Genomic DNA, 20,967 nt, shown 5'->3' with positions numbered 1-20,967 from the left:
GACCGGGGGCTGTCAGAGGCCCCCGGATCAACTGCCTGATCCATGAGGTTTCTGACAGAATGGGACCCGCTACCATGTCTGAGAGTCTTATCGAAGAAAGCATTCTTTCCCGTCCGACCTATGGCACGTTAAAAATCGTGCCGGGTCTGGCGCATTATTTTCTGGCCGATGCATCCGGTGCCGAATGCGTTATCCGGGTCGTGCAGGAACTGCCGCGCGACATGATGGAAAAGGTACATATCCTTTATGTGCCGACCCCGGGTGAAGCTGCGCTTATCACGTCGCTTTATGCGCTGGGCGCCAAGCGGTTCGAACATTTCCCGACCATCGAAGAAGCCGTCGCAAAACTCGGCGACTGGTTATCGGACGCCAAGATGGGCAGTCAGCTGTATCTTGCCGGTACCGAAGGTCTGGTCGGGCAGGGCGTTGCCAAGGGTGAGGAATGTGGTCTCGATCATACAGCCGTGCAATGTGAGCATCGCGGCAGTCTGGCGCGTCGCGTTCAGTGCGTTCACTGCAAAACCATGATCGAGGACGTCACCACCCAGCCGGTCAAATGTCCGTCCTGCGATTTGCTATTGCTCGTGCGTGATCACTATTCCCGTCGTCTGGCGGCATTCCAGGGTGTCTGCATCAATGCCGAAGACCCGTCTGAAGAAATCGAAATCAAGGAGGTGTTCAAATGAGTGCGTCCGATCATTTGATTCCGGTGGTTGTCAGCAACGTGGTCGAGGTCAACCCGATCATCAAACGGTTCGAATTCAAGCATGTGAATGGCGATGAACTGCCCGCCTTTTCGGGCGGGGCGCATATCGTTGTCGAGATGCTTGATGACGGCACGAAACGCAAAAATCCCTATTCGCTGATGAGTTCCCCGTTCGAGCGCGACCAATATGCGATTTCGGTGCGCCGTGACGATACCGGGCGCGGCGGATCGAAATTCATGCATGAACAGGTGCGACCTGGCATGCAGATGAAAATCTCTGCCCCGGTTAATCTGTTCGCGCTGGACCTGCGGGCGCGAAAGCACCTGATGATTGCGGGCGGCATTGGGATCACGCCGTTCATCGCACAGATGGCCCAGGCCGATAAGCTCGGCGTGCCGTTTGAACTGCACTATGCTGCGCGTTCAGTATCACAGGCGGCCTATATGGACAGCCTTGCCGACCGGTTCGGTGATCACGTGTCGTGCTATTGCGATGATCAGGGCGAAAGCGTTGATTTGGAAACGCTTTTATCCAATCAGCCCCTTGGCACGCATGTCTATGTCTGCGGCCCAAAGGGCATGATCGAACGGGTGGTCCAAACCGCAACCAGTCTTGGCTGGCCCGCAGCACACGTTCATTTCGAACACTTCCTGGCCCCGCCGGTTGGCGAACCCTTTGAAGTGCATTTGGCCAAGGCCGGGATTGATATCACCGTGGGTGCAGAACAAAGCCTGCTTGAAGCGGTCGAGGCATCCGGAACCCCGATCAATTGCATGTGTCGTGGTGGGGCGTGTGGTCAGTGTGAAACGGTGGTCGTCGCCTGCGACGGCGAGATCATGCACAACGACCACTGGCTTGATGAAGAACAGCGTGCGGCAAAGCAACGGATCATGCCGTGTGTTTCGCGGTTCCGTGGCAAACGCCTTGAACTTGATCTGTAAGGGGGATTTCAGTCATGACCATCCAGTTTAAGGACGAGAGCTTCCGCGGTGATTTCACCTACGCCAACAGTCCGTCAAACATTCCGCGTTTTCCGTTCCCGTTCCCGGAAGACGAATATATGTATTCTACCAATATCGAACCGCATCATGCGGCGCGTGCCGGCAGCCCGTTTGAAAATGCGTTTGATGTTGATGAACATTATGTCGCGGAAATGAAGGACCGCGCCCTTGTTCTGGCAGACGACCCCGGTCGGTGTCAGGCCCTGCCGCATATGGAAACCGCCGGGTGGGATTTCCTTGAACTCGTGATGGTGTCCAAAGCACGCGATTATCCTGATCTGTTCAAACTGACCATGGATGGGGATCGCTGGCACTGGATCAACAAACCGCTTCAGATCGACGATACCTTTACCTTTGGTGACAGTTCGACACTGCCCTGCCATCCGATGGAATATATCGGACGCCAGGTACAAGGCGATCACGCCATCCTTGATCAGCGCGATGGCAACCTTTGGATGGATGCCGGGATCATCACCGCACAGGCCGACTGGTCGCTTGATTTCGACATTGGCATGAATTTCTTTGAATGGCATGCGCCCGTGCCGCTGGCCCACGAACTTGGGGTGTTCCAGCGCGCTCTGAAATTCCTTTTGACCCTGCCGCAGGGGCAGCCATCCCGGCGCCTGAACTGGACGCTGACGGTCAATCCGCGTCTCGATACCAGCCCGGAAAATTATCCCAAATGGGGCCCGGACCGCATGACCGTGACACCGGAAAATATCGGTGAAAAGGTCCATCTGCGTGTGGAGCTTCAGACGTTTTGGCGCTTGCCGCGCTCCAACGCGATCCTGTTTCCGATCCGGACTTATTTGATGGCGATGAACGAAGTGGTGACCCAGCCGAAATGGGGGCGTCGCCTGCATCGTGTCATGCGCGATTTGCGGCCCGAACTTGTCGATTACAAGGGGCTGTCGCGTTACCACCCGATCCTGGTCGAGTGGCTTTCACAATTTGACGACGGGGCGCCGACGTCACCGGGGATCTTCCCCGATTAACCAAGAACGAACCGGCACAAGCCGGGCAGAGGAGACGCATAAACGGCACAACGCTTTTATTGGGGATTTAAGGCTATGACACTTCGTGTTGCAATTATTGGCGCCGGTCCGTCAGGCATGGCGCAGATGCGTGCATTTCAATCTGCTGCCGCCAAAGGGGCCGAAATCCCCGAGATTGTGTGTTTTGAACGTCAGGAAGACTGGGGTGGTTTGTGGAACTACACCTGGCGCACCGGTCTTGATGAATATGGCGAACCGATCCACGGGTCGATGTATCGCTATCTGTGGTCGAACGGGCCCAAGGAATGCCTGGAATTTGCCGATTACACGTTTGAGGAACATTTCGGCAAACCCATCGCTTCCTATCCGCCGCGCGCGGTGATCTGGGATTACATCAAGGGCCGCGTTGAAAAGGCCAATGTCCGCCCGTGGGTGCGTTTCAGAACCCCGGTCCGCAGTGTTGAGTTTGATGAAGAAAGCCAAACGTTTTTGGTGACCGCGCACGATCTGAAAAATGATGTGGTTTCAACCGAGGAATTTGATCATGTCATTGTTGCCAATGGTCATTTCTCGACCCCGAATGTGCCGGAATTCCCCGGATTTGACACCTTTGGCGGGCGTGTTTTGCATGCTCATGATTTCCGTGATGCACTGGAATTCAAGGGCAAGGATATCCTGATCATCGGCACGTCCTATTCGGCCGAGGATATCGGATCGCAATGCTATAAATATGGCTGCAAATCGGTCACGGTCAGCCACCGCACCAACCCGATAGGGTTTGATTGGCCAGATAACTGGGCAGAGGTCCCGCTTCTGACCAAGGTTGATGGCAATACCGCCTATTTCAAGGATGGCTCATCACGCGACGTCGATGCGATCATTTTGTGCACCGGCTATCAGCATCACTTCCCGTTCCTGACCGATGATCTGCGTCTTAAGACCGATAACCGCCTGTGGCCGCTTGGTCTTTATAAGGGTGTCGTCTGGGAAGAAAATCCGAAGATGATGTATCTCGGCATGCAGGACCAGTTCTATACCTTCAACATGTTTGACGCGCAGGCATGGTTTGCCCGTGACGTGATCATGGGCCGCATTCCGTTGCCATCCAAGGATGAGATGAAGGCCGACAGCAAAGCCTGGCGTGATCGCGAAGAAGGTCTTAAGGACGACCACGACATGATCTGGTTCCAGGGTGATTACACCGCCCATCTGATCGAAATGACGGACTATCCGATGTTCGATATCGAAGGGGTGAACAAGACCTTCGAGGAATGGGAACATGACAAGGCCGACGACATCATGGGCTATCGCAACAAGTCCTATCGCTCGCTGATGACGGGCAATATGTCACCGGCCCATCACACGCCGTGGCTGGACGAACTTGATGACAGCCTTGAAGCCTATTTGCAAGTCGGCAAGAAAACGGCTGCCGAATAGGCAGCCGAACTTTCAGGACTTTCAAAGAAGTGGGCGCAAGCCCGCCGTCTCCCTTAACCAAACTCGCAGTCACCCCCACAGTCGACATGGCTGCGGGGTTTCTTTTGCAAGGTTATAAGCCGCGGGGTTTCAGGACCGCGGCTTTTCCTTTTTGGGATCATAATGCGGGAAGGCGGTGATGATGGCGGGCAGGCGAACCATATGTCCGTCAAGCTTGCCAATCTCGACCTCGGTGCCGATATCGGCGTGCGCGATATCAACCCGGGCCAGTGCGATATTCTTGCCGAGAATAGGGGATCGCACCGCACTGGTGATCACACCGATCTGCGCACGTCCGATATGGACGCAATCGCCATGGCCGACGGTGACATTGCCATCAATCTCGATCCCGACCAGTTTGTGCGACGGATGTTCCTTGCGCCGGATCAGGGCATCACGGCCGATAAAGTCATCTTCCTTGGATTTCAGCGGTACGGTGAAGCCGATCCCGGCTTCGAACGGGTCGGTCTGATCGGAAAATTCATAATCAGCAAAGATCAATCCGGCCTCGATCCGCACCATATCAAGGGCTCCCAATCCCATCGGCGTCAGGCCGTATGGTTTGCCGGCTTCCCATATGGCGTCAAAGACGGTGATGGCATCCTTGGGGTGGCACCAGACTTCGTATCCAAGTTCGCCGGTATAGCCGGTGCGTGAGACGACAACAGGCGCGCCTTTGGCGTCACCGATCCGCCCGATGGTGAATTTGAACCAGTCGACTTCATCGATGGACGGCTGATGCGGTGGGGTCCAGATGACTTCGCGCAGGATATCGCGGCTTTTGGGGCCCTGAACGCCGATGTTGTGCATCTGATCGGTTGATGAACGGATCAGGACATGCAAACCAAGTTTTTCGGCCTGTTCGCGCAGCCAGACACCGCTGTAATCATCGCCGCAAATCCAGCGGAAATTATCCTGCCCCAGACGTAACAATGTGCCGTCATCAATCATCCCGCCATGCGGGTAACACATCGCGGAATAGACGACCTGCCCGATGCCAAGTTTTTTGACATTGCGCGTCAGGCAATATTGCATCAGCGCTTCGCTATCCGGGCCGGTGATTTCGAACTTGCGCAAGGCAGACAAATCAATGACCACGGCCTTTTCACGGCAGGCATAATATTCTTCGATCATGCCATGGCCGGTATATTCATGGGCCAGCCAGAAACCCTTATATTCGACGAAGTTGCGGGTCAGTTCGCTTGTGCGCGGGTGGAAGGCGGTTTCTTTGGTCATTTTTGCTTCGGCCTCTGCAGTCGGGCGCCAGGCAACGGCGTGGCTGAATTTTTCAGCACCATCGTAACTTCGGATATGGATGTCGGTCGGTTTCCAGGCATTGGCCGCGGACGTGTCATCCGGACAGGCTGACGAGACACAGACAAGGTCGGTCATCGCACGCAGCAACACATAATCGCCCGGACGCGACCAAGGCTGATCGGCATACATCACGCCGTGATCATCAATGCCGGTATTGAAAAAGAAATTGATCGCCATCCAGCCAGCCCGCGGATCAACGCCATGTTTGGCAAGGGCCGCGTTGAAATTGTCCGTGCAGTTCACATGACCGGGATAGCCGATGTCATCGTAATATTTCGCAGCACAGGCCATGGCAAAGGCATCATGACGCCCGCAGGTATCCTGAATGACCTCGACCAGTGGATCCATGTCCTGATCATAGTATTTTCCGTGCAGGCCCGGCATCGGATAGGCATGGCCCATCAATGTGCGTGTGGTGGTCACATCCAGCGGGTTCTGGATGCCGCGATCAAGTTTGCGCGCATCAAAACACTGAAAATCGGTGCATTGCCGCCCGTCGACATCGAGAATCTGGATGTAATCCCCAGCCTTGATTTCATAGGCCTCGGCGGTGGCGGAATGCACACGCAAATCCACAACCGGATCGGCCAGCGGGTCGGGCAGGGCGAAGCTGTAGGTATCAGAATGATGGGCGCGCTTGATCAGGGCCGTGATCGGTGTTGCGGTATTGTGCGCATCGATCCGCATCAGCGGTGCCGGGGTGGCGATGATGACAAACCCGTCAAGCTGTATGGTGAGTTCGACCGTATCGCCGGGTGGGCTGGCATTGCCAAAAAGCCGGTGGGCAAGACAGGTTTCAAGTTTAATATCGCGTTTGCGCAAGGTCTTGGCAAAGCGCGTCAGGCTGTCATCAAACGGATCAGACAGCAGATCTATCAGGCCTTTTGGTGCGCCATGTGCCAAAGGTTCAAAAATCTCGGGCCTTGGGGCGCCAGATGGTGTCAGGCCGATCAGCTCGACCGATTGCATGCCTTCGCAATTGCGCAGTGCGAGTTGATCGCCCTCGCGCACCGAAATCATGATCGCGCCCCGTCCGGGAATTTCATAGCGTTCTCGATTGCGCGCCATCGCAGTGCGTCCGGCATTGATGATGCGACTGGGGCGCGCAGCGCGGACAGCGTGCGGATAGGTTTCCGGCGTTCGGGCAAGGTCGATCATTGTGGCCTCGTGTGCGGTGAATGATCTGAAAGCGGCAGGCCTGAGGGGTATTTGGTGTTTTTACTTCATCGGGAAAAGGCAGAGAGGCCAGTTTTGACACTGGCCTCTCGCTGTGTCAGTTGAGCAAAGCAATAACCCAAGGGTTCAGGGCGTCATTGTACTGCTTTGCATCAAGCAGATTACATGTCTTTGTATGCTTTGTTCTCGTGAATGGCCATCGAGGCGATGGTCCAGATGCATACGCCAACACCAACAAGCGTAAGCGCCACGAGCAGAGCCGGTTTGTCAGCAAAGGTGAAGTAAGCTTCTGCACCTTCCCAACTGGTAATCGGAGCTGTGTTCATGTTTCAGTTTCCTTGTATCGATGTGTCAGAACGATCTTACTCAGCCGGGGTCGGCGAAGTCGGATCGTTGGTGAACGCTGCCGGAACGGTGCTTTCCGGATATGCGCGGACCGGTACTTCTGCCTTGTCAAGGCCAGCCACTTCTGCCTGTTCAGACACACGCAGCAGACCAACAAGCTTCAGAACCAGGGACAGAACGTAGCCCGGCGCGAAGCCAAGGATCATGAAGACGACAGCACTTGAAAGCTGTCCGACAAACGAGATCTCCGGACCGGCAACGTTCTGATAGCCAGATGCAAAGATACCGGCCATGACAAGGCCCCAGACACCGCCAAAGCCGTGGACGGCAACCGCGCCAACCGCATCGTCGATCTTGAATTTCTCAACAAGGATGTCGTTGAGTTTCGGCATGACGCAACCGCCGCCAAAGCTGACGAGGAAGGCAAGACCCGGATAGTAAAGGTCAAGTGCCGGTGCAGAGGAAATCACACCGATCAGGGCACCAGACATCATCCAGAACGGATCACGGGTGACCAGATACGCACCGATCATGCCGCCTGCAACGCCCATAAGGGTGTTGAATGCGAATGCCGACAGGGTTGCCGGGGTGTTGTAAATGGTCATCCAGGTATCGCCGGTATAGATGATGCAGCCGCCAAGGAAGCCGAAGAAGCCCATAACAATGAGCATCAGGCCGATCAGCGACATTGGCATGTTGTGACCGTCGATGTTGTTGACGGTACCGTCGGCATTGAAGCGACCAATACGCGGGCCGAGGTTGATCAGAACACCAAGGGTGAAGAAGCCAGCGATGGTATGAACGGCACCCGCCGCACCAACGTCATGCAGGCCCCACTCGGTGGTAAGCCAGCCATCCGGATGCCAGCCCCAGGATGCGCCAAAGACCCAGACAACAGCGCCAAGGAACAGGGCAAGAATGGTAAAGCCGGAAATACGAATACGTTCGATCACCGAACCCGACATGATCGAGGCAGTGGTTGCCGCAAACAGCGTGAAGGCCGCATAGAAGATACCCGACGCGTTATCCGTCAGGTTCGGACCCATATTCGCGCTCCAGGGCAGGCCTGCCTCGGAACCTTCGGTAATGGTGAAGCCGGTCGGGAACGCAAGATAGATCCACCAGCCAATGTAATAGAAGGCCGGGATCAGGAATGCGAAAGCGATCAGGTTTTTCATACCGGATGCCAGTGCGTTCTTCGCACGCGATGCACCCATTTCATACGCAAGGAAGCCTGCGTGAATTGCAAGCATCAGTGCAGTACACCACCAATAGAATACTTCGGAATTGATGGTCGTTGCCATGCTGAGCGATGCTTCAAGGCTGTCCAGCCTCGCCATCAACTCTGGTACGGATTGTTCCATTTTAGTCTCTCCATCACAAAATGCCCCCCGATGGACATTCCTTTTATTAAAATTCAATTCCCTGTAGTGAACAAGCGCAAATGTGTTTTTTATTGTGCGGCGCAAAAGTTACAGGAAAATCAATGATCTAAAAAAATATAGAATCGATCAAGGAAAAATTTGAACAAAAAATAGACGTTAGAATTCAATGCATATCAAATATGCATATTGCCGGAGTCGTGCCGATTCCGTCTATTTCCCGGGGTGGGAAATGCATCTTTTGGTTGGGTTTTTTGATGTGTAGAGTGGTCGGGTCAGAGACCGCGCGCTTCGCTTGGCTTCACGCCATAAGCGTCTTTGTAGCTGCGTGAAAAATGGCTGCTGTTGGAAAAACCGGTGGCAAAGGCGATCTCGGAAATGGTCAGGGCACTTTGCGTCAAAAGCTTGCGGGCATGTTCAAGCCGGACCTGTCGATAGGTTTCAAGGAACGACTTGCCAAGATGCTGATCAAACAGGCGATCAAGTTGCCGGGTTGAAAGTCTGGCAAAGCGCGCCATTTCGTCGCGGGTTTTCGGATCTTCGATGGTGGTTTCCATCTTTTCCAGAACCCGAAGCAATCCGGAATGATGCACGTTATAGCGTTCGGCAAGCGATGCCCGCTGTGGTCCGCCCGATTGTCCGACTTGCGTATGCAGATACCAGTCCGACACCCGGGTTGCGAAATCTGCCCCAAGGTTTTCGGCGATCATGGCATGCATCATGTCAAGCGGTGCCACCCCGCCGCCACACGTGATGCGATCCCCGTCAATCACAAACCGTGCGCGTTGCGGTTCCAGATCGGGAAAGGCTTCGATCAGGGCAGGGGCATGTTCCCAGTGAATGGTGAATTGACGTTGCCCCAGAAGCCCGGCGGCGGCCAGAACATAAGCCCCGCTTGATATCCCGCCCATGCGCACACCCCAGCGCGCCAGTTTGCGCAAATTGCCAAGCATACCCGGTGCCTGCCATTGCGACGGATGTCCACCGGCACAGATGAACAGGGTGTGTAAACTTGTCGGGGCCTGCGACAGCGGGGTAGTCGGCACCATCGTGCCGGACGAGGATAAAACGTTTCCGCCCGCTGCCGAATAATTCAAAACCTTGTAGATCGGCTGACCCGCCAGAAGGTTGGCCGCACGCAGCGGCTCAATCGCCGAGGCATAAGACATCAACGCAAAATCGGGCAGCAACATGAAACCGATATTCTGGGTCGCCGGAACCGGTTTGGCATCAAGTTGCCCGGTACGCGGGGTGCGTGTGGTTCTGTTTTGGGGGGCTGAGCTCATGACGCCGGTATCCCGCGTTGGGCGACAATAATATCGCGATGTCGCATTTGTGTTATTGGATGTCTTTAATAGACAAGCTGTAATTTGCACCTCTGTCAAGATTGCTGGGTACCCGATGTGGGCAACAGCGAAAGATCGATGATGCGTTATTCAGCCCTGTCATTGCTTGGCAATGCGTTTTCCAAAAACAAGAACTGGAAGCCGGCCTGGCGCAATCCGGATCCGAAACCGAATTACGATGTCATCATCATCGGCGGTGGCGGGCATGGATTGGCAACCGCCTATTACCTGTCAAAGGTGTTTGGTGTGCGCAATGTTGCGGTGCTTGAAAAGGGCTATCTTGGATCGGGGAATATCGGGCGGAATACGACGATCATTCGATCCAACTACCTGCTTGAAGGCAACAACCCGTTCTACGAATTTTCGATGAAGCTGTGGGAAGGCCTTGAACAGGATTTCAATTTCAACGCCATGGTGTCACAGCGCGGCGTGATCAATCTGTTTCATTCCGATGCCCAGCGCGATGCCTACACGCGCAGGGGCAATGCCATGCGCCTGCACGGGGTGGATGCGGAACTTCTTAACCGCGATCAGCTGCGCGAAAAACTGCCATTTCTGGATTATGAAAATGCCCGCTTTCCGATCATGGGCGGGCTGATGCAGGCGCGCGGCGGCACGGTGCGCCATGATGCCGTTGCGTGGGGCTTTGCGCGCGGGGCCGATCAGAACGGCGTTGATATCATCCAGAATTGCGAAGTTACCGGCATTGACCGCGATGGCGATCAGATCACCGGGGTTCAAACCACACGCGGTGCGATCACGTGCAACAAGCTCGCCATGGCTGTGGCCGGCAGTTCAAGCCATGTCGCCAAAATGGTCGATATGCGCCTGCCGATTGAAAGTCACGCGCTTCAGGCCTTTGTGTCCGAAGGATTGAAACCGTTCATCGATACCGTGGTCACCTTTGGCGCGGGGCATTTTTATGTGTCGCAATCAGACAAGGGTGGGCTGGTGTTTGGCGGGGATATCGAAGGATATAACTCCTACGCCCAGCGTGGAAACCTTGCCTGTGTCGAGCATGTTGCCGAGGCCGGTATGGCGATGATCCCGGCACTTTCGCGGGTGCGTATCCTGCGCAGTTGGGGCGGGATCATGGATATGAGCATGGATGGATCGCCGATCATGGACCGCACCCATCTTGCCAACCTCTATTTCAATGGTGGCTGGTGCTATGGCGGGTTCAAGGCAACCCCGGCGTCGGGATATTGCTTTGCCCATTTGCTGGCAACCGATACGCCGCATGAAACCGCAACCGCGTTTCGTATGGACCGCTTTGCGCGCGGGTATCTTCTGGATGAAAAGGGCGTTGGCGCCCAGGCCAACCTGCATTGAGGAAATTTGGAAATGAGTAGTCTTGTCAAATGTCCTCATTGCGGTTTGCGCCCACGTGAGGAATTTACAATCCGCGGCGAAGTCGCCACCCCGCGCCCAAGTGCCGGTGCCGATGAAGCCACTTGGTTTGATCATGTTTACCTGCGCGATAACCCGCGCGGTGAACATCGCGAATACTGGCATCATTCCAGCGGGTGTCGCCGTTGGCTGGTCTTGACGCGCAATACCCTGACCCACGAAACGTCAGATGTCGTCGATGCAAGTACCTTGAAGACGGAGGGCGCGCAATGACCAGTTTCCGGATTGATGGCGGTACCCTGATTGACCGCCATGATGTGCGCCGCTTTACCTTTAATGGCGAGGTGCTGAGCGGTTTTGGTGGCGATACGGTTGCATCAAGCCTGTTGGCCAATGGCAAGCAACTGGTCGGGCGCAGTTTCAAATATCACCGGCCACGCGGTATCCTGACCGCCGGGGCGGCGGAGCCCAATGCGCTTCTGACCATCGGGCGTGACGGGCGGCGTGATCCCAATACCCGTGCAACCATGGCAGAACTGTTTGACGGGCTTGAGGCGCGGTCGCAGAACTGCTGGCCGAATGTCAATTTTGATATCGGGGCGGCCAATGGTTTGCTTGGGCCGCTTTTAGGTGCCGGGTTTTATTACAAGACCTTCATGTGGCCAGCCGCCTTTTGGGAGAAGGTCTATGAGCCGCTGATCCGGAAGGCGGCCGGTCTTGGCCGGGCAAGCTATGATCCCGATCCCGGCTATTACGAAAAATGCTGGGCGCATTGTGATCTTTTGGTGATCGGGGCGGGGCCAGCAGGATTGGCGGCGGCGCTTACAGCTGGTCGGGCCGGTGCGCGCGTGATCATTGCCGATGAAGGGGCGCAACTTGGCGGCGGTTTGATCGCCGAAGGCAGCTCGATTGGCAGTAAACCCGCCGATGCGGTGCTTGGCGATCTTGTTGGTGAATTGCATGCCCTGCCGAATGTCGAGATCAAAAAGCGGACCACGGTTTTTGCCGCCTATGATGATCAGGTGTTTGGCGCGGTTGAGAGGGTGCAGAAGCATCTGCCTGAGCATGAAATCAATCCCCATCGCGCCATGGAACGCCTGTGGCGGATTGTCGCGCGCCAAGTGGTGCTGGCGACCGGGGCGGAAGAACGCCCGATTGTCTTTGGTGGCAATGATCGCCCGGGTGTCATGATGGCCGGTGCCATGCGCACCTATTTGAATGCCTATGGCGTGGCACCGGGCAAACGGGTGGCGTTGTTTGCTAATAACAGTCAGGCCTATCAGACCGCGCTGGACCTTGAGGCACGTGGTATCGAGGTTGCCGCGATCATTGATCCGCGCACCTGCCCGAACATTGATTATGACGGTAAGGCGCGCCTGATTGCCGGTGCAATGGTGCGTGATACATCGGGTCGCAGGGCGATCAAGTCCATCACGGTGCGCCATGACGATGGCAGTGACGAAGTGATTGCGGTTGATGCCCTTGGCGTATCAGGCGGATACAGCCCGATTGTGCATCTGGCCTGTCATCGCGGCGGCAAACCTGTCTGGTCAGACGCGCATGTCGGTTTCATGCCGCCGGAAAATACCGATGGCATGACGTCCTGCGGCGCGGTTGCCGGAAAGACCGGTATTGCGGCCTGTTTCGCCGACGGTGGGACAGCCGCCGTTAAGGCACTTGCAGAACTGGGTGTGATGAGCGAGGCCGCATCACTTCCGGGTGTCGAGCAAGCCGAGGAAAAAGCCGACCCTATTCAGCCGATCTGGCGGGTGGCATCAAGCAAGGGCAAGGCCTTTGTCGATTATCAGAATGACGTCGCGGCATCTGACATCATGCTCGCCATGCGCGAAGGCTATGATCATGTCGAGCTTGCCAAACGCTATACCACAAACGGCATGGCAACCGATCAGGGCAAGACATCGAATGTAAACGCGATTGGCATTCTGGCCGAGAACAAGGGTGTTTCGCCCGGCGAAATCGGAACGACGACCTTCCGACCGTTTTACACGCCGGTATCATTCGGGGCGCTGGTCGGCGCATCCAAGGGAATGGATTTCCAGCCGGTGCGCAAATCACCGCTGCATGGCTGGGCCGCGCGCAATGGTGCAAAGTTCGTTGAAACCGGGCCTTGGTATCGGTCAAGCTGGTTCCCCAAGGACGGCGAGACCTTTTGGCGTGACAGCGTTGATCGTGAAGTCAATACCGTGCGAACCAAGGTCGGTATTTGTGATGTTTCGACCCTTGGCAAGATCGAGATTTTTGGCGCTGATGCGGCAGAGTACCTGAACCGGGTTTATTGCAATGCCTTCCTGAAGCTGCCGGTTGGCAAGGCGCGCTATGGCATCATGCTGCGCGAGGATGGCTTTGTGTATGATGACGGCACGACAAGCTGTCTTGGCGAAAACCATTACTTCATGACGACGACGACGGCCCTTGCTGCCGGGGTGCTGACCCATCTGGAATTCTGTGCACAGGTGCTGTGGCCGGAATTGGATGTCCGTATGGCATCTGCAACCGATCAGTGGGCGCAGATGGCGATTGCCGGGCCCAAGTCCCGTGATGTTCTGTCCAAAATCATTGATGACGATATTTCGAACGAGGCCTTCCCGTTTTTGGCGGCGCGTGAAGTCTCGATGTTTGGCGGGCGGCTTAAGGGGCGGTTGTTCCGAATTTCGTTCTCGGGCGAGCTCGCCTATGAAATCGCGGTGCCAGCCGGATACGGTGAAAGTGTTGCCGATGCGATCATGGCTGTCGGCGAAGAATTCGGCATTGCGCCATACGGGACCGAGGCCCTTGGCGTGATGCGGATTGAAAAGGGCCATGTCACCCACGCAGAAATCAACGGCACTGTCACACCAGCCGATCTGGGCATGGGCAAGATGGTGTCAGTCAACAAGGATGATTTCATCGGTCGTGTGATGAACCTCCGCGAAGGGCTGGTAGATCCATCGCGCCCGTCGCTGGTCGGGATCATGCCGAAATCACCGTCTGACAAGTTCGCCACCGGATCGCATATCCTTAATCCCGGTGATGATGTCAGTCTTGCCAATGATCAGGGTTATGTGACGTCGATGTGTCATTCACCAACATTGGGTCATGCAATCGGCTTGGCGCTGGTGAAAAACGGCCCGAGCCGCGTTGGTGAGGAAGTGGTCATCTGGAATGGTTTGGCCGGAACAACTGTCACCGGCATCCTGTGCAATCCTGCCTTTGTCGATCCGGAAAATGAGAAACTCCATGCGTGATTATCCATTAGAAAACCGTAGCGCATTTTCGCCTGACGTCGCAGTGGGCACGGGTGCCGCAATCAATCTCGCCCCGGTGCCGGGTGGCTTTGTGATCCATGTGCTGGGCGACGCCAAAAGCGATGAAGCGGCCCTCAAACAGGTGCTTGCAAAGATCGCCCCGGAACTTGGTGCGGATGTACGCAAATCCGCGCCAAATCAGTGGTTCTGGGTGGGGGATGCGGCTGTTTATTCTGACCGGCTGACAGAACTTCAGGCGGGGCTGGTCAATCAATTTGCACTGGCCGATCAGACGCACGGCCGGGTGCGCATGAGGTTGTCCGGGGCTTCATCACGAACAGTTCTCGCCAAGGGCACGATGGTCGATCTGTCAGCCGATCTGTTCGCCATCGGTCAGTCGGCCATGACCCAGATTGGGCACATCGGGGCGATGATCACCCGCATCGAAGATGACAGTTTCGAGCTGATTGTTCTGCGCAGCTTTGCAGCTAGCCTCTGGGACGAATTGCATCATATGGCGGCCGAGTTCCGCTAAGCCGGTTACTTGACCAAAACCGCCAGAAGCTTATCAAGGAACACTTCGCAACGGCCCAACTGATCAAGCTCGATGAATTCGTCGGGCTTGTGGGCCTGTTCGATACTGCCCGGGCCACAGACCACGGTCGGGATATCGCCAAGGGCCGAAAATGCGCCGGCTTCGGTACCGAAGCTGACCTTGCCGGTGGTGTTGGCACCCGTGAGCGCCATGACAAGTTTGGTTACTTCCTCGTCATCGCCGGTGGCAAGGCCCGGCATATCGGAAATCACTTCAACCTCGATACCGACATCATCATAGATCTCGCGCATTTCGGGTTCGAGGGTATTTTCGATGTAATCGTAAATCTTGGCCTTAAGGGCCTCGCGGTCATCATTGGGCAGATTGCGGAATTCAAAATCGACAAAGCAGTTCTGCGGAATGATGTTGAGCTGCGTACCACCCTTGATCACGCCGGTATGGAAGGTGGTGTGGCTTGGCTCAAACTCGTCATCATGCGGGCCGTTTTCGCGGCATTCGCGGCCAAGCTTACGCAGGAACACCACCAGTTCGGCGGCAAATTCAACCGCATTGACCCCTTCGCGCGGCAACGACGAATGCCCCGAACGGCCAGTGAAATGCGCGCGCGCGGAAAACTTGCCCTTGTGCTGGGTAATGACCTTCATCTCGGTCGGTTCGCCAACGATGCACATGGCCGGTTTGTGTGGCAGATTGTTGATCGCTTCAACCAGGCTGGGCACACCCAGACAACCGACTTCCTCGTCATAGGTGAAAGCCAGGTGGATCGGCACCCGAAGGTTGGCGTTCTTAAAGGTTTCCGCCTTGGCCAGAAGGCAGGCCAGAAAACCCTTCATGTCGCACGATCCGCGGCCATAAAGCTTCTCGTCGCGGATATCAATCTCGTAGGGATCGGATGCCCAGTTCTGGCCCTCTGTCGGGACCACGTCGCTATGGCCGGACAGGATCACACCGCCCGCAACGTCCGGGCCGATGGTGGCATAAAGATTGGCCTTGGTATCCGTCGGGTCGCGCACAACCAGCGTGTCATAGCCCAAACCGTCAAGGAATGCCTTTACCTCGTCAATCAGTGCCAGATTGGGCGTCATGCTGACGGATTGGTGACGGATCAGTTTGCGGCACCATTCGATGGTATTTTCTGACGGGGCAAGTGCGGCGGTGGTCATTCGACGAATTGTTCCTTGAGGATACGTTCTTCAAGATTGTGTTCCGGATCAAACAGCAACTTGATTTTCATGCTGCGGTCTTCGCGGATTTTCACGCTGGAGACATCGCGAACCTCGGTATAGTCGGCAACGGCGGATACCGGGCGCTTTTCAGGGTTCTCGATCTGGAATTCGACTTCGGCGGCGTGCGGCAAAAGCGCGCCACGCCAGCGACGCGGGCGAAACGGACTGATCGGTGTGAGCGCGAGCAACCCGCTTCCCATCGGCAGGATCGGACCATGTGCCGACAGGTTATAGGCCGTGCTTCCGGCCGGCGTGCAAACAAGCGCACCATCACATACCAGTTCGGCCAGACGTTCGACGCCATCAACCTTGATACGCAGTTTGGCGGCCTGACGGGTTTCACGCAGAAGCGACACTTCGTTGATTGCCAGCGCACACAGGCTTTCGCCCGAAACGGTGTGGGCTTCCATCTGAAGCGGGTGCAGCTCGACCGTCTGGGCCTCTGCGATGCGGTCGGTCAAATTCATTTCGCGGAATTCATTCATCAGAAATCCGACCGTGCCCCGGTTCATGCCATAGATCGGCACCTTGCGGCCCATATAGCGGTGCAGGGTTTCGAGCATGAACCCGTCGCCGCCAAGGGCTACGATCACGTCGGCCTTGTCGGGCGCAATGTGGCCGTATCTGTGTTTTAGCCGGTACATCGCATCCTGTGCGATTTTGGTTTCGGCTGCAACGAAGGCGATGGAATCAAGCTGCATCTTCGATCCAAAGGATGTTTGGGGCTCGCCCGAAAGGGCATGGCCGAACAATAGAGTACGCTTTGCACTGAATTGCAAGGGGCTGCGTGATGTTCGTCCCCATGCAGATGTTTTGACTAAACACCAGTATGATTGACGGCACGAAAAAAACAGTGGAACCTGAAAGTTACGGGTTCCAATCCCCGGTTCAAATCAAAAAAACAGAACGGCGCGATGTCAAAAGAACCATTCAGCTTCTCTGCCGCCCTTGCCCGCATTTCACGTCCTGATGAAGGTCATGACGATGATGTGCTGGAAGTCGGCGAAAGCATGGAACTTGATGGTGCGTCCGAAACAGCACTCGTCCCCAAACGGATCCGCAACCCGGATGCCACCCGTCAGAAGCTTCTGGACGCGGCGTTTGGCGAAATCCGCCGGGCCGGGTTCGGCGGGGCGTCAATCAGCAATATTCTTGAACAAAGCGGCTGTACGAAAGGTGCGCTTTATCACCACTTTTCCGGCAAGGCCAAGCTGATCAACGCCGTGATCGAGGAATGCCTGCCGGGCTATGTTGACGAGGTCTGGCTGAATGATCTCGAAGGGGCAGAGGATATATTGCCCGTGTTGATGGGGCAGGTGGATCGCTTGGGCAGTGAAAATGCACCGGCAATGCTGGCCGGCGGATGCCCCTTGGCGCGTCTGGCATCCGGTGCCGGGGAACTTGATGAAAGCCTGCGCAAGCGTATTGACGGTGTTTACCGGTATTGGCGGCGCGGGCTTGCGTCCCGCATTGGCAAGGCGCAGTTCGACAAAACCGTCCGTACCGATATCGAACCCTCCGCCGTGGCGGAATTCATCATTGCCGCCCTGCACGGGTTCCTGACCCGGCCGCCCGCCTTGCGCAATCTGGAAACCCAGGATTCATTTGCGCGCGAATTTGCCCGCTATCTCAATAATCTCCGGCCTTGACTAAACTTAATCGCTAAAGCCCTTCGTTCTGAATTGCGCGGCACGTGCATTCTTGTGTTGTCAGTCATTAATACAAAATATAAATGTAATACATATTGTATTGACATTTATTTGTGATGAATTAGGTATATTGCACAAAATCATGATGAATTGATCATTGGAGACAGCCCCATGCGTTCCCTTATCCTTTCTGCCGTTGCGGCGGTCACTTTTGCCTTTGCGGGCAGTGCTGCGCAGGCGGAACGTCTTACCGAAAAGCCGCTGGTTGATGCCAACTGGGTTGCGGACAATCTTGATAACCCGTCGATGGTTGTTGTTGATATCCGCTCGCTTACCAAGGACGGCAACCCTTATGAAGCTGGCCACATTCCGGGTGCCGTTTTTGCGCCCTATGGCAAGTTTGGCTGGCGGGCCAAGGTCAATGATGTGGTTGGCATGCTGCCGCCGGTTGATGTGATTTCCAAACGCATCGGTGCACTTGGTATCGACAATGACAAACAGGTTGTTGTCGTTCCGGCTGGCCAGAACAGCTCGGACTTCGGTTCTGCCACCCGCGTTTACTGGACCTTCAAGGTGCTTGGTCATGACGCGGTTACCATCCTTGATGGTGGTCAGCGCGCTTGGCTGGCGGCTGGCAAGGAAGTCTCGGCCGATCCGGTCGTGCCAAAGGCCGTTGCCTTTAACGCCAATTTCCGTCCTGAGCTTGTTGCGACCGCCGATGATGTCGCCAAGGCGCGCGCAGAGGGTGTTGCACTTGTCGATGCCCGTCCGGTTTCGCAGTTCAAGGGCGAAGCAAAAAGCGGTGTTGTCGCCCGTCCGGGTGCCGTACCGGGTGCGAAAAACATTCCGCAGTCAAAGTTTTATAACGATCAGGATGGCGCCTTTGTTGCCGCTGACGTGATCGAAAACCTTGTGGCAGATGCGGGTGTTTCCAAGGACAGCAAGGAAATCACCTATTGCAACACCGGTCACTGGGCATCGGTCGCATGGTTTGGCCTTTCCGAAGTGATGGGCAACAAGAACACGGCGATGTATGATGGCTCCATGACCGAATGGGCGGCGGATCCGAACCGTGAAATGGTGATCCCGGAATAACCGGATCGCCATACGGCTTCCACCAAGCCGCGCACATTCTGGACGGAACCGGGCAGCCGGTTCCGTTTTCATTTAGATATCTGATTTCAGGTTATTGAGCCTCACCATGTCTGAAACGACCCTAAAAGCAAATCCGGCAACACCGGGTTTCACCTTTGACAAAGGACCGGCTGCCATCACCGCCGTCCTGTTTGTCCTTGTCGGTATCGCAATTTCACAGGCGGTCGATCTTAAACAGGCTGTTCTGTATGGCCTTGGCGGATTGCTTGGCATTGCGCTTTATCATGCGTCCTTTGGGTTCACCGGCGGGTGGCGGCGGTTTTCCGTTGAAAAGCGCGGCCGTGCCCTGCGCGCACAGCTTTTGATGATCGGGGTTGCGGCGGCGGCCTTTATCCCGTTGCTGTCGCTTGGCAATCCGTTTGGCGGATCGGTCGTTGGGGCGGTTGCACCCGTCGGCATGTCTGTCCTGATCGGGGCGTTTCTGTTTGGGCTTGGCATGCAGCTTGGCGGGGGCTGTGGTTCTGGCACGTTGTTCACCGTTGGTGGCGGCAGTGCTCGCATGCTGGTCACGCTTGTCTTCTTTATTATTGGTGCGGTGATTGGCACGGCCCATTTGCCGATGTGGCTTGAGCTGCCCTCCTTGCCGCCGATGAGCCTTGGTCGTGAATATGGCATTGGTGGCGGGCTTGCCGTGACGTTTGGTGGTCTGGCGCTGGTGGCGTTGCTGACCGTGTTCGTTGAAAAGCGTGCCCATGGCGGGTTGGAAGTCGTTTCAACCGCACCGCGCGAAGGTCTGGCGCGTTTCATCCATGGCCCCTGGCCGATGATCTGGACCGGCTTGCTTTTGGCCGGGCTTAATGTTGCGACGCTTCTGATTGCAGGCCATCCATGGTCGATCACTTTTGGCTTTGGCCTTTGGGGCGCAAAGATCGCGCAGGTCATTGGTGTTCCGGTTGAAACCTGGGAATTCTGGAACTGGGCTGGCCCGGCGCGTGCGCTTGGCAATTCGGTCCTGCAGGATAATACGTCGGTCATGAATTTCGGCATCGTGATCGGGGCAGCATTTGCCGCAGCCCTTGCTGGCAAGTTCGCGCCCAAGGTTTCCGTTCCGGTTGCCTCCCTTATCGCGGCTGCTATTGGCGGGCTTTTGATGGGCTATGGTGCGCGTCTGGCGTTTGGCTGCAATATCGGCGCGTTCTTTAGCGGGATCGCCTCGGGCAGTGTGCATGGCTGGCTTTGGTTCGTGCTGGCCTTTGCCGGCAGCTGGATCGGCATTGCGTTGCGTCCTGTCTTTGGAATGGATGGTTTCCGGAAATGAGCGAGAAAAACACACTCCTGTTTGGTGCGGTCTTCCTTGCGGCAACCGGTGCTGTTGCGCTTGATCACTACAGCCACACCGCAAACATCCCAGCCGTTGCCAATCCGGCCCCGGCCAAACTTCCGGCAGCGGGCAATAACCCGTGCGCTGCCAATCCTTGTGCCGCAAACCCCTGCGGGGCCAACCCGTGTGCCGCGAACCCATGTGCGGCAAACCTGTGTTCAGCCAACCCATGTGCTGCTGGCTACAACCCGTGCGGTGCGAATCCATGTGGTGCGGGCTATAATCCTTGTGCGGCAAGCCCGTGTGGTGCCAATCCGTGCGCAGCCTACGACCCGTGTGCGGCAGGAAACCCTTGCAGCCCTTCCAGTCCGTGCGGCGGTTTTAACCCCTGTGGTGTGCGATCGGTTAACCCCTGCGCCGCATTCAATCCGTGCGCTGCTTCCAACCCATGTGCGGCAGGAAATCCGTGTGCCGCTTATAACCCGTGTGGTGCGTCGCCCTGTGCCGCGTCTCCGTGCGCGCCAGGGGCAAGTAACCCATGTGCTGCCAGCAATCCGTGTGCAGCCTATAATCCGTGCGGGGCAGGGAACCCGTGTGCGGCATATTGATGCCGCCAAAGGCAGCATGTATTTGAATTTACAACGGCATGGCAGCGCAATTCTGCTGTGCCGTTGTGCGTAAAACGCGGGGCTGTCAAAAATAAGCTGTTTGACAAGGGGATAAAACTCTGCGCATGGTGTGGCTGTTATTTGATCGCTCCAGAAGCGTAGAGGGGAATTA

General features: G+C 56.1%; 17 protein-coding genes. 11 read left to right on the top strand and 6 right to left on the bottom strand.

Annotation, left to right across the window (positions count from 1 at the left end; all coding sequences use genetic code 11):
• Positions 1-74 precede the first annotated feature (74 nt).
• From TH4_RS16255 to TH4_RS16240, 4 genes are all read left to right on the top strand, one after another.
• Positions 75-686, top strand: coding sequence for a dimethylamine monooxygenase subunit DmmA family protein (locus tag TH4_RS16255; RefSeq protein WP_064781944.1), 612 nt, complete (start codon positions 75-77; stop codon positions 684-686).
• Positions 683-1,648, top strand: a complete 966-nt coding sequence (locus TH4_RS16250; RefSeq protein WP_064781943.1) for a PDR/VanB family oxidoreductase — start codon at positions 683-685, stop codon at positions 1,646-1,648. The genes TH4_RS16255 and TH4_RS16250 overlap by 4 nt, the downstream gene beginning before the upstream one ends.
• A 14-nt stretch (positions 1,649-1,662) precedes the next feature.
• A complete protein-coding gene (locus TH4_RS16245; protein ID WP_064781942.1) occupies positions 1,663-2,703 on the top strand; it encodes a heme-dependent oxidative N-demethylase family protein in 1,041 nt (346 codons plus the stop codon).
• 75 nt (positions 2,704-2,778) lie between these two features.
• The gene (locus TH4_RS16240; RefSeq protein ID WP_064781941.1) at positions 2,779-4,140 is read left to right on the top strand and encodes an NAD(P)-binding domain-containing protein; all 1,362 of its coding nucleotides are present in this window, start codon (positions 2,779-2,781) and stop codon (positions 4,138-4,140) included.
• A 129-nt stretch (positions 4,141-4,269) separates the two neighbouring features.
• On the opposite strand, the gene TH4_RS16235 is transcribed toward TH4_RS16240, so the two are convergent.
• The 4 genes from TH4_RS16235 to TH4_RS16225 form a co-directional block, all read right to left on the bottom strand.
• Entirely contained in the window at positions 4,270-6,654 is a 2,385-nt protein-coding gene (locus tag TH4_RS16235) for a trimethylamine N-oxide demethylase (protein ID WP_064781940.1), read from the bottom strand.
• A 179-nt stretch (positions 6,655-6,833) separates the two neighbouring features.
• Positions 6,834-6,998, bottom strand: coding sequence for a hypothetical protein (locus tag TH4_RS20790; protein WP_167351229.1), 165 nt, complete (start codon positions 6,996-6,998; stop codon positions 6,834-6,836).
• 36 nt (positions 6,999-7,034) lie between these two features.
• The gene (locus TH4_RS16230; protein ID WP_064781939.1) at positions 7,035-8,381 is read right to left on the bottom strand and encodes an ammonium transporter; all 1,347 of its coding nucleotides are present in this window, start codon (positions 8,379-8,381) and stop codon (positions 7,035-7,037) included.
• A 293-nt stretch (positions 8,382-8,674) separates the two neighbouring features.
• Positions 8,675-9,685: a GlxA family transcriptional regulator gene (locus TH4_RS16225; protein WP_209272166.1), complete on the bottom strand. Its 1,011-nt coding sequence runs from the start codon at positions 9,683-9,685 to the stop codon at positions 8,675-8,677.
• 138 nt (positions 9,686-9,823) lie between these two features.
• Here TH4_RS16225 and TH4_RS16220 point away from each other — a divergent pair, with 138 nt between their 5' ends.
• The 4 genes from TH4_RS16220 to TH4_RS16205 are packed head-to-tail and all read left to right on the top strand — an operon-like array spanning position 9,824 to position 14,875.
• On the top strand, positions 9,824-11,077 hold the full coding sequence (locus tag TH4_RS16220) for a sarcosine oxidase subunit beta family protein (protein ID WP_425337460.1): 1,254 nt from the start codon (positions 9,824-9,826) through the stop codon (positions 11,075-11,077).
• A 12-nt stretch (positions 11,078-11,089) separates the two neighbouring features.
• Complete coding sequence (locus tag TH4_RS16215; RefSeq protein ID WP_064781938.1) at positions 11,090-11,368, top strand: sarcosine oxidase subunit delta; 279 nt, start codon at positions 11,090-11,092, stop codon at positions 11,366-11,368.
• On the top strand, positions 11,365-14,340 hold the full coding sequence (locus TH4_RS16210; RefSeq protein WP_064781937.1) for a sarcosine oxidase subunit alpha family protein: 2,976 nt from the start codon (positions 11,365-11,367) through the stop codon (positions 14,338-14,340). The genes TH4_RS16215 and TH4_RS16210 overlap by 4 nt, the downstream gene beginning before the upstream one ends.
• On the top strand, positions 14,333-14,875 hold the full coding sequence (locus TH4_RS16205) for a sarcosine oxidase subunit gamma (RefSeq protein WP_064781936.1): 543 nt from the start codon (positions 14,333-14,335) through the stop codon (positions 14,873-14,875). The genes TH4_RS16210 and TH4_RS16205 overlap by 8 nt, the downstream gene beginning before the upstream one ends.
• Before the next feature lie 5 nt (positions 14,876-14,880).
• Here the strand turns inward: TH4_RS16205 and argE are convergent, their stop codons facing one another.
• Positions 14,881-16,059 carry an acetylornithine deacetylase gene (gene argE / locus TH4_RS16200; protein ID WP_064781935.1) on the bottom strand — a complete coding sequence of 393 codons (1,179 nt, stop codon included), beginning with the start codon at positions 16,057-16,059 and terminating at the stop codon, positions 14,881-14,883.
• Positions 16,056-16,823 carry an NAD kinase gene (locus tag TH4_RS16195; RefSeq protein ID WP_064781995.1) on the bottom strand — a complete coding sequence of 256 codons (768 nt, stop codon included), beginning with the start codon at positions 16,821-16,823 and terminating at the stop codon, positions 16,056-16,058. The genes argE and TH4_RS16195 overlap by 4 nt, the downstream gene beginning before the upstream one ends.
• 213 nt (positions 16,824-17,036) lie before the next feature.
• Here TH4_RS16195 and TH4_RS16190 point away from each other — a divergent pair, with 213 nt between their 5' ends.
• From TH4_RS16190 to TH4_RS16180, 3 genes are all read left to right on the top strand, one after another.
• Entirely contained in the window at positions 17,037-17,771 is a 735-nt protein-coding gene (locus TH4_RS16190) for a TetR/AcrR family transcriptional regulator (RefSeq protein WP_064781994.1), read from the top strand.
• A 171-nt stretch (positions 17,772-17,942) separates the two neighbouring features.
• Positions 17,943-18,866 carry a sulfurtransferase gene (locus tag TH4_RS16185; protein WP_064781934.1) on the top strand — a complete coding sequence of 308 codons (924 nt, stop codon included), beginning with the start codon at positions 17,943-17,945 and terminating at the stop codon, positions 18,864-18,866.
• A 106-nt stretch (positions 18,867-18,972) separates the two neighbouring features.
• Positions 18,973-20,184, top strand: coding sequence for a YeeE/YedE family protein (locus TH4_RS16180; RefSeq protein ID WP_064781933.1), 1,212 nt, complete (start codon positions 18,973-18,975; stop codon positions 20,182-20,184).
• Positions 20,185-20,967 lie beyond the last annotated feature (783 nt).

Origin of the sequence: Thalassospira tepidiphila MCCC 1A03514 (genome assembly GCF_001662875.1) — a bacterium.
GTDB lineage: Bacteria > Pseudomonadota > Alphaproteobacteria > Rhodospirillales > Thalassospiraceae > Thalassospira > Thalassospira tepidiphila.
The sequence above is the reverse complement of the archived record's forward strand: the minus strand, read 5'-3'. Positions and strand labels throughout refer to the sequence as shown.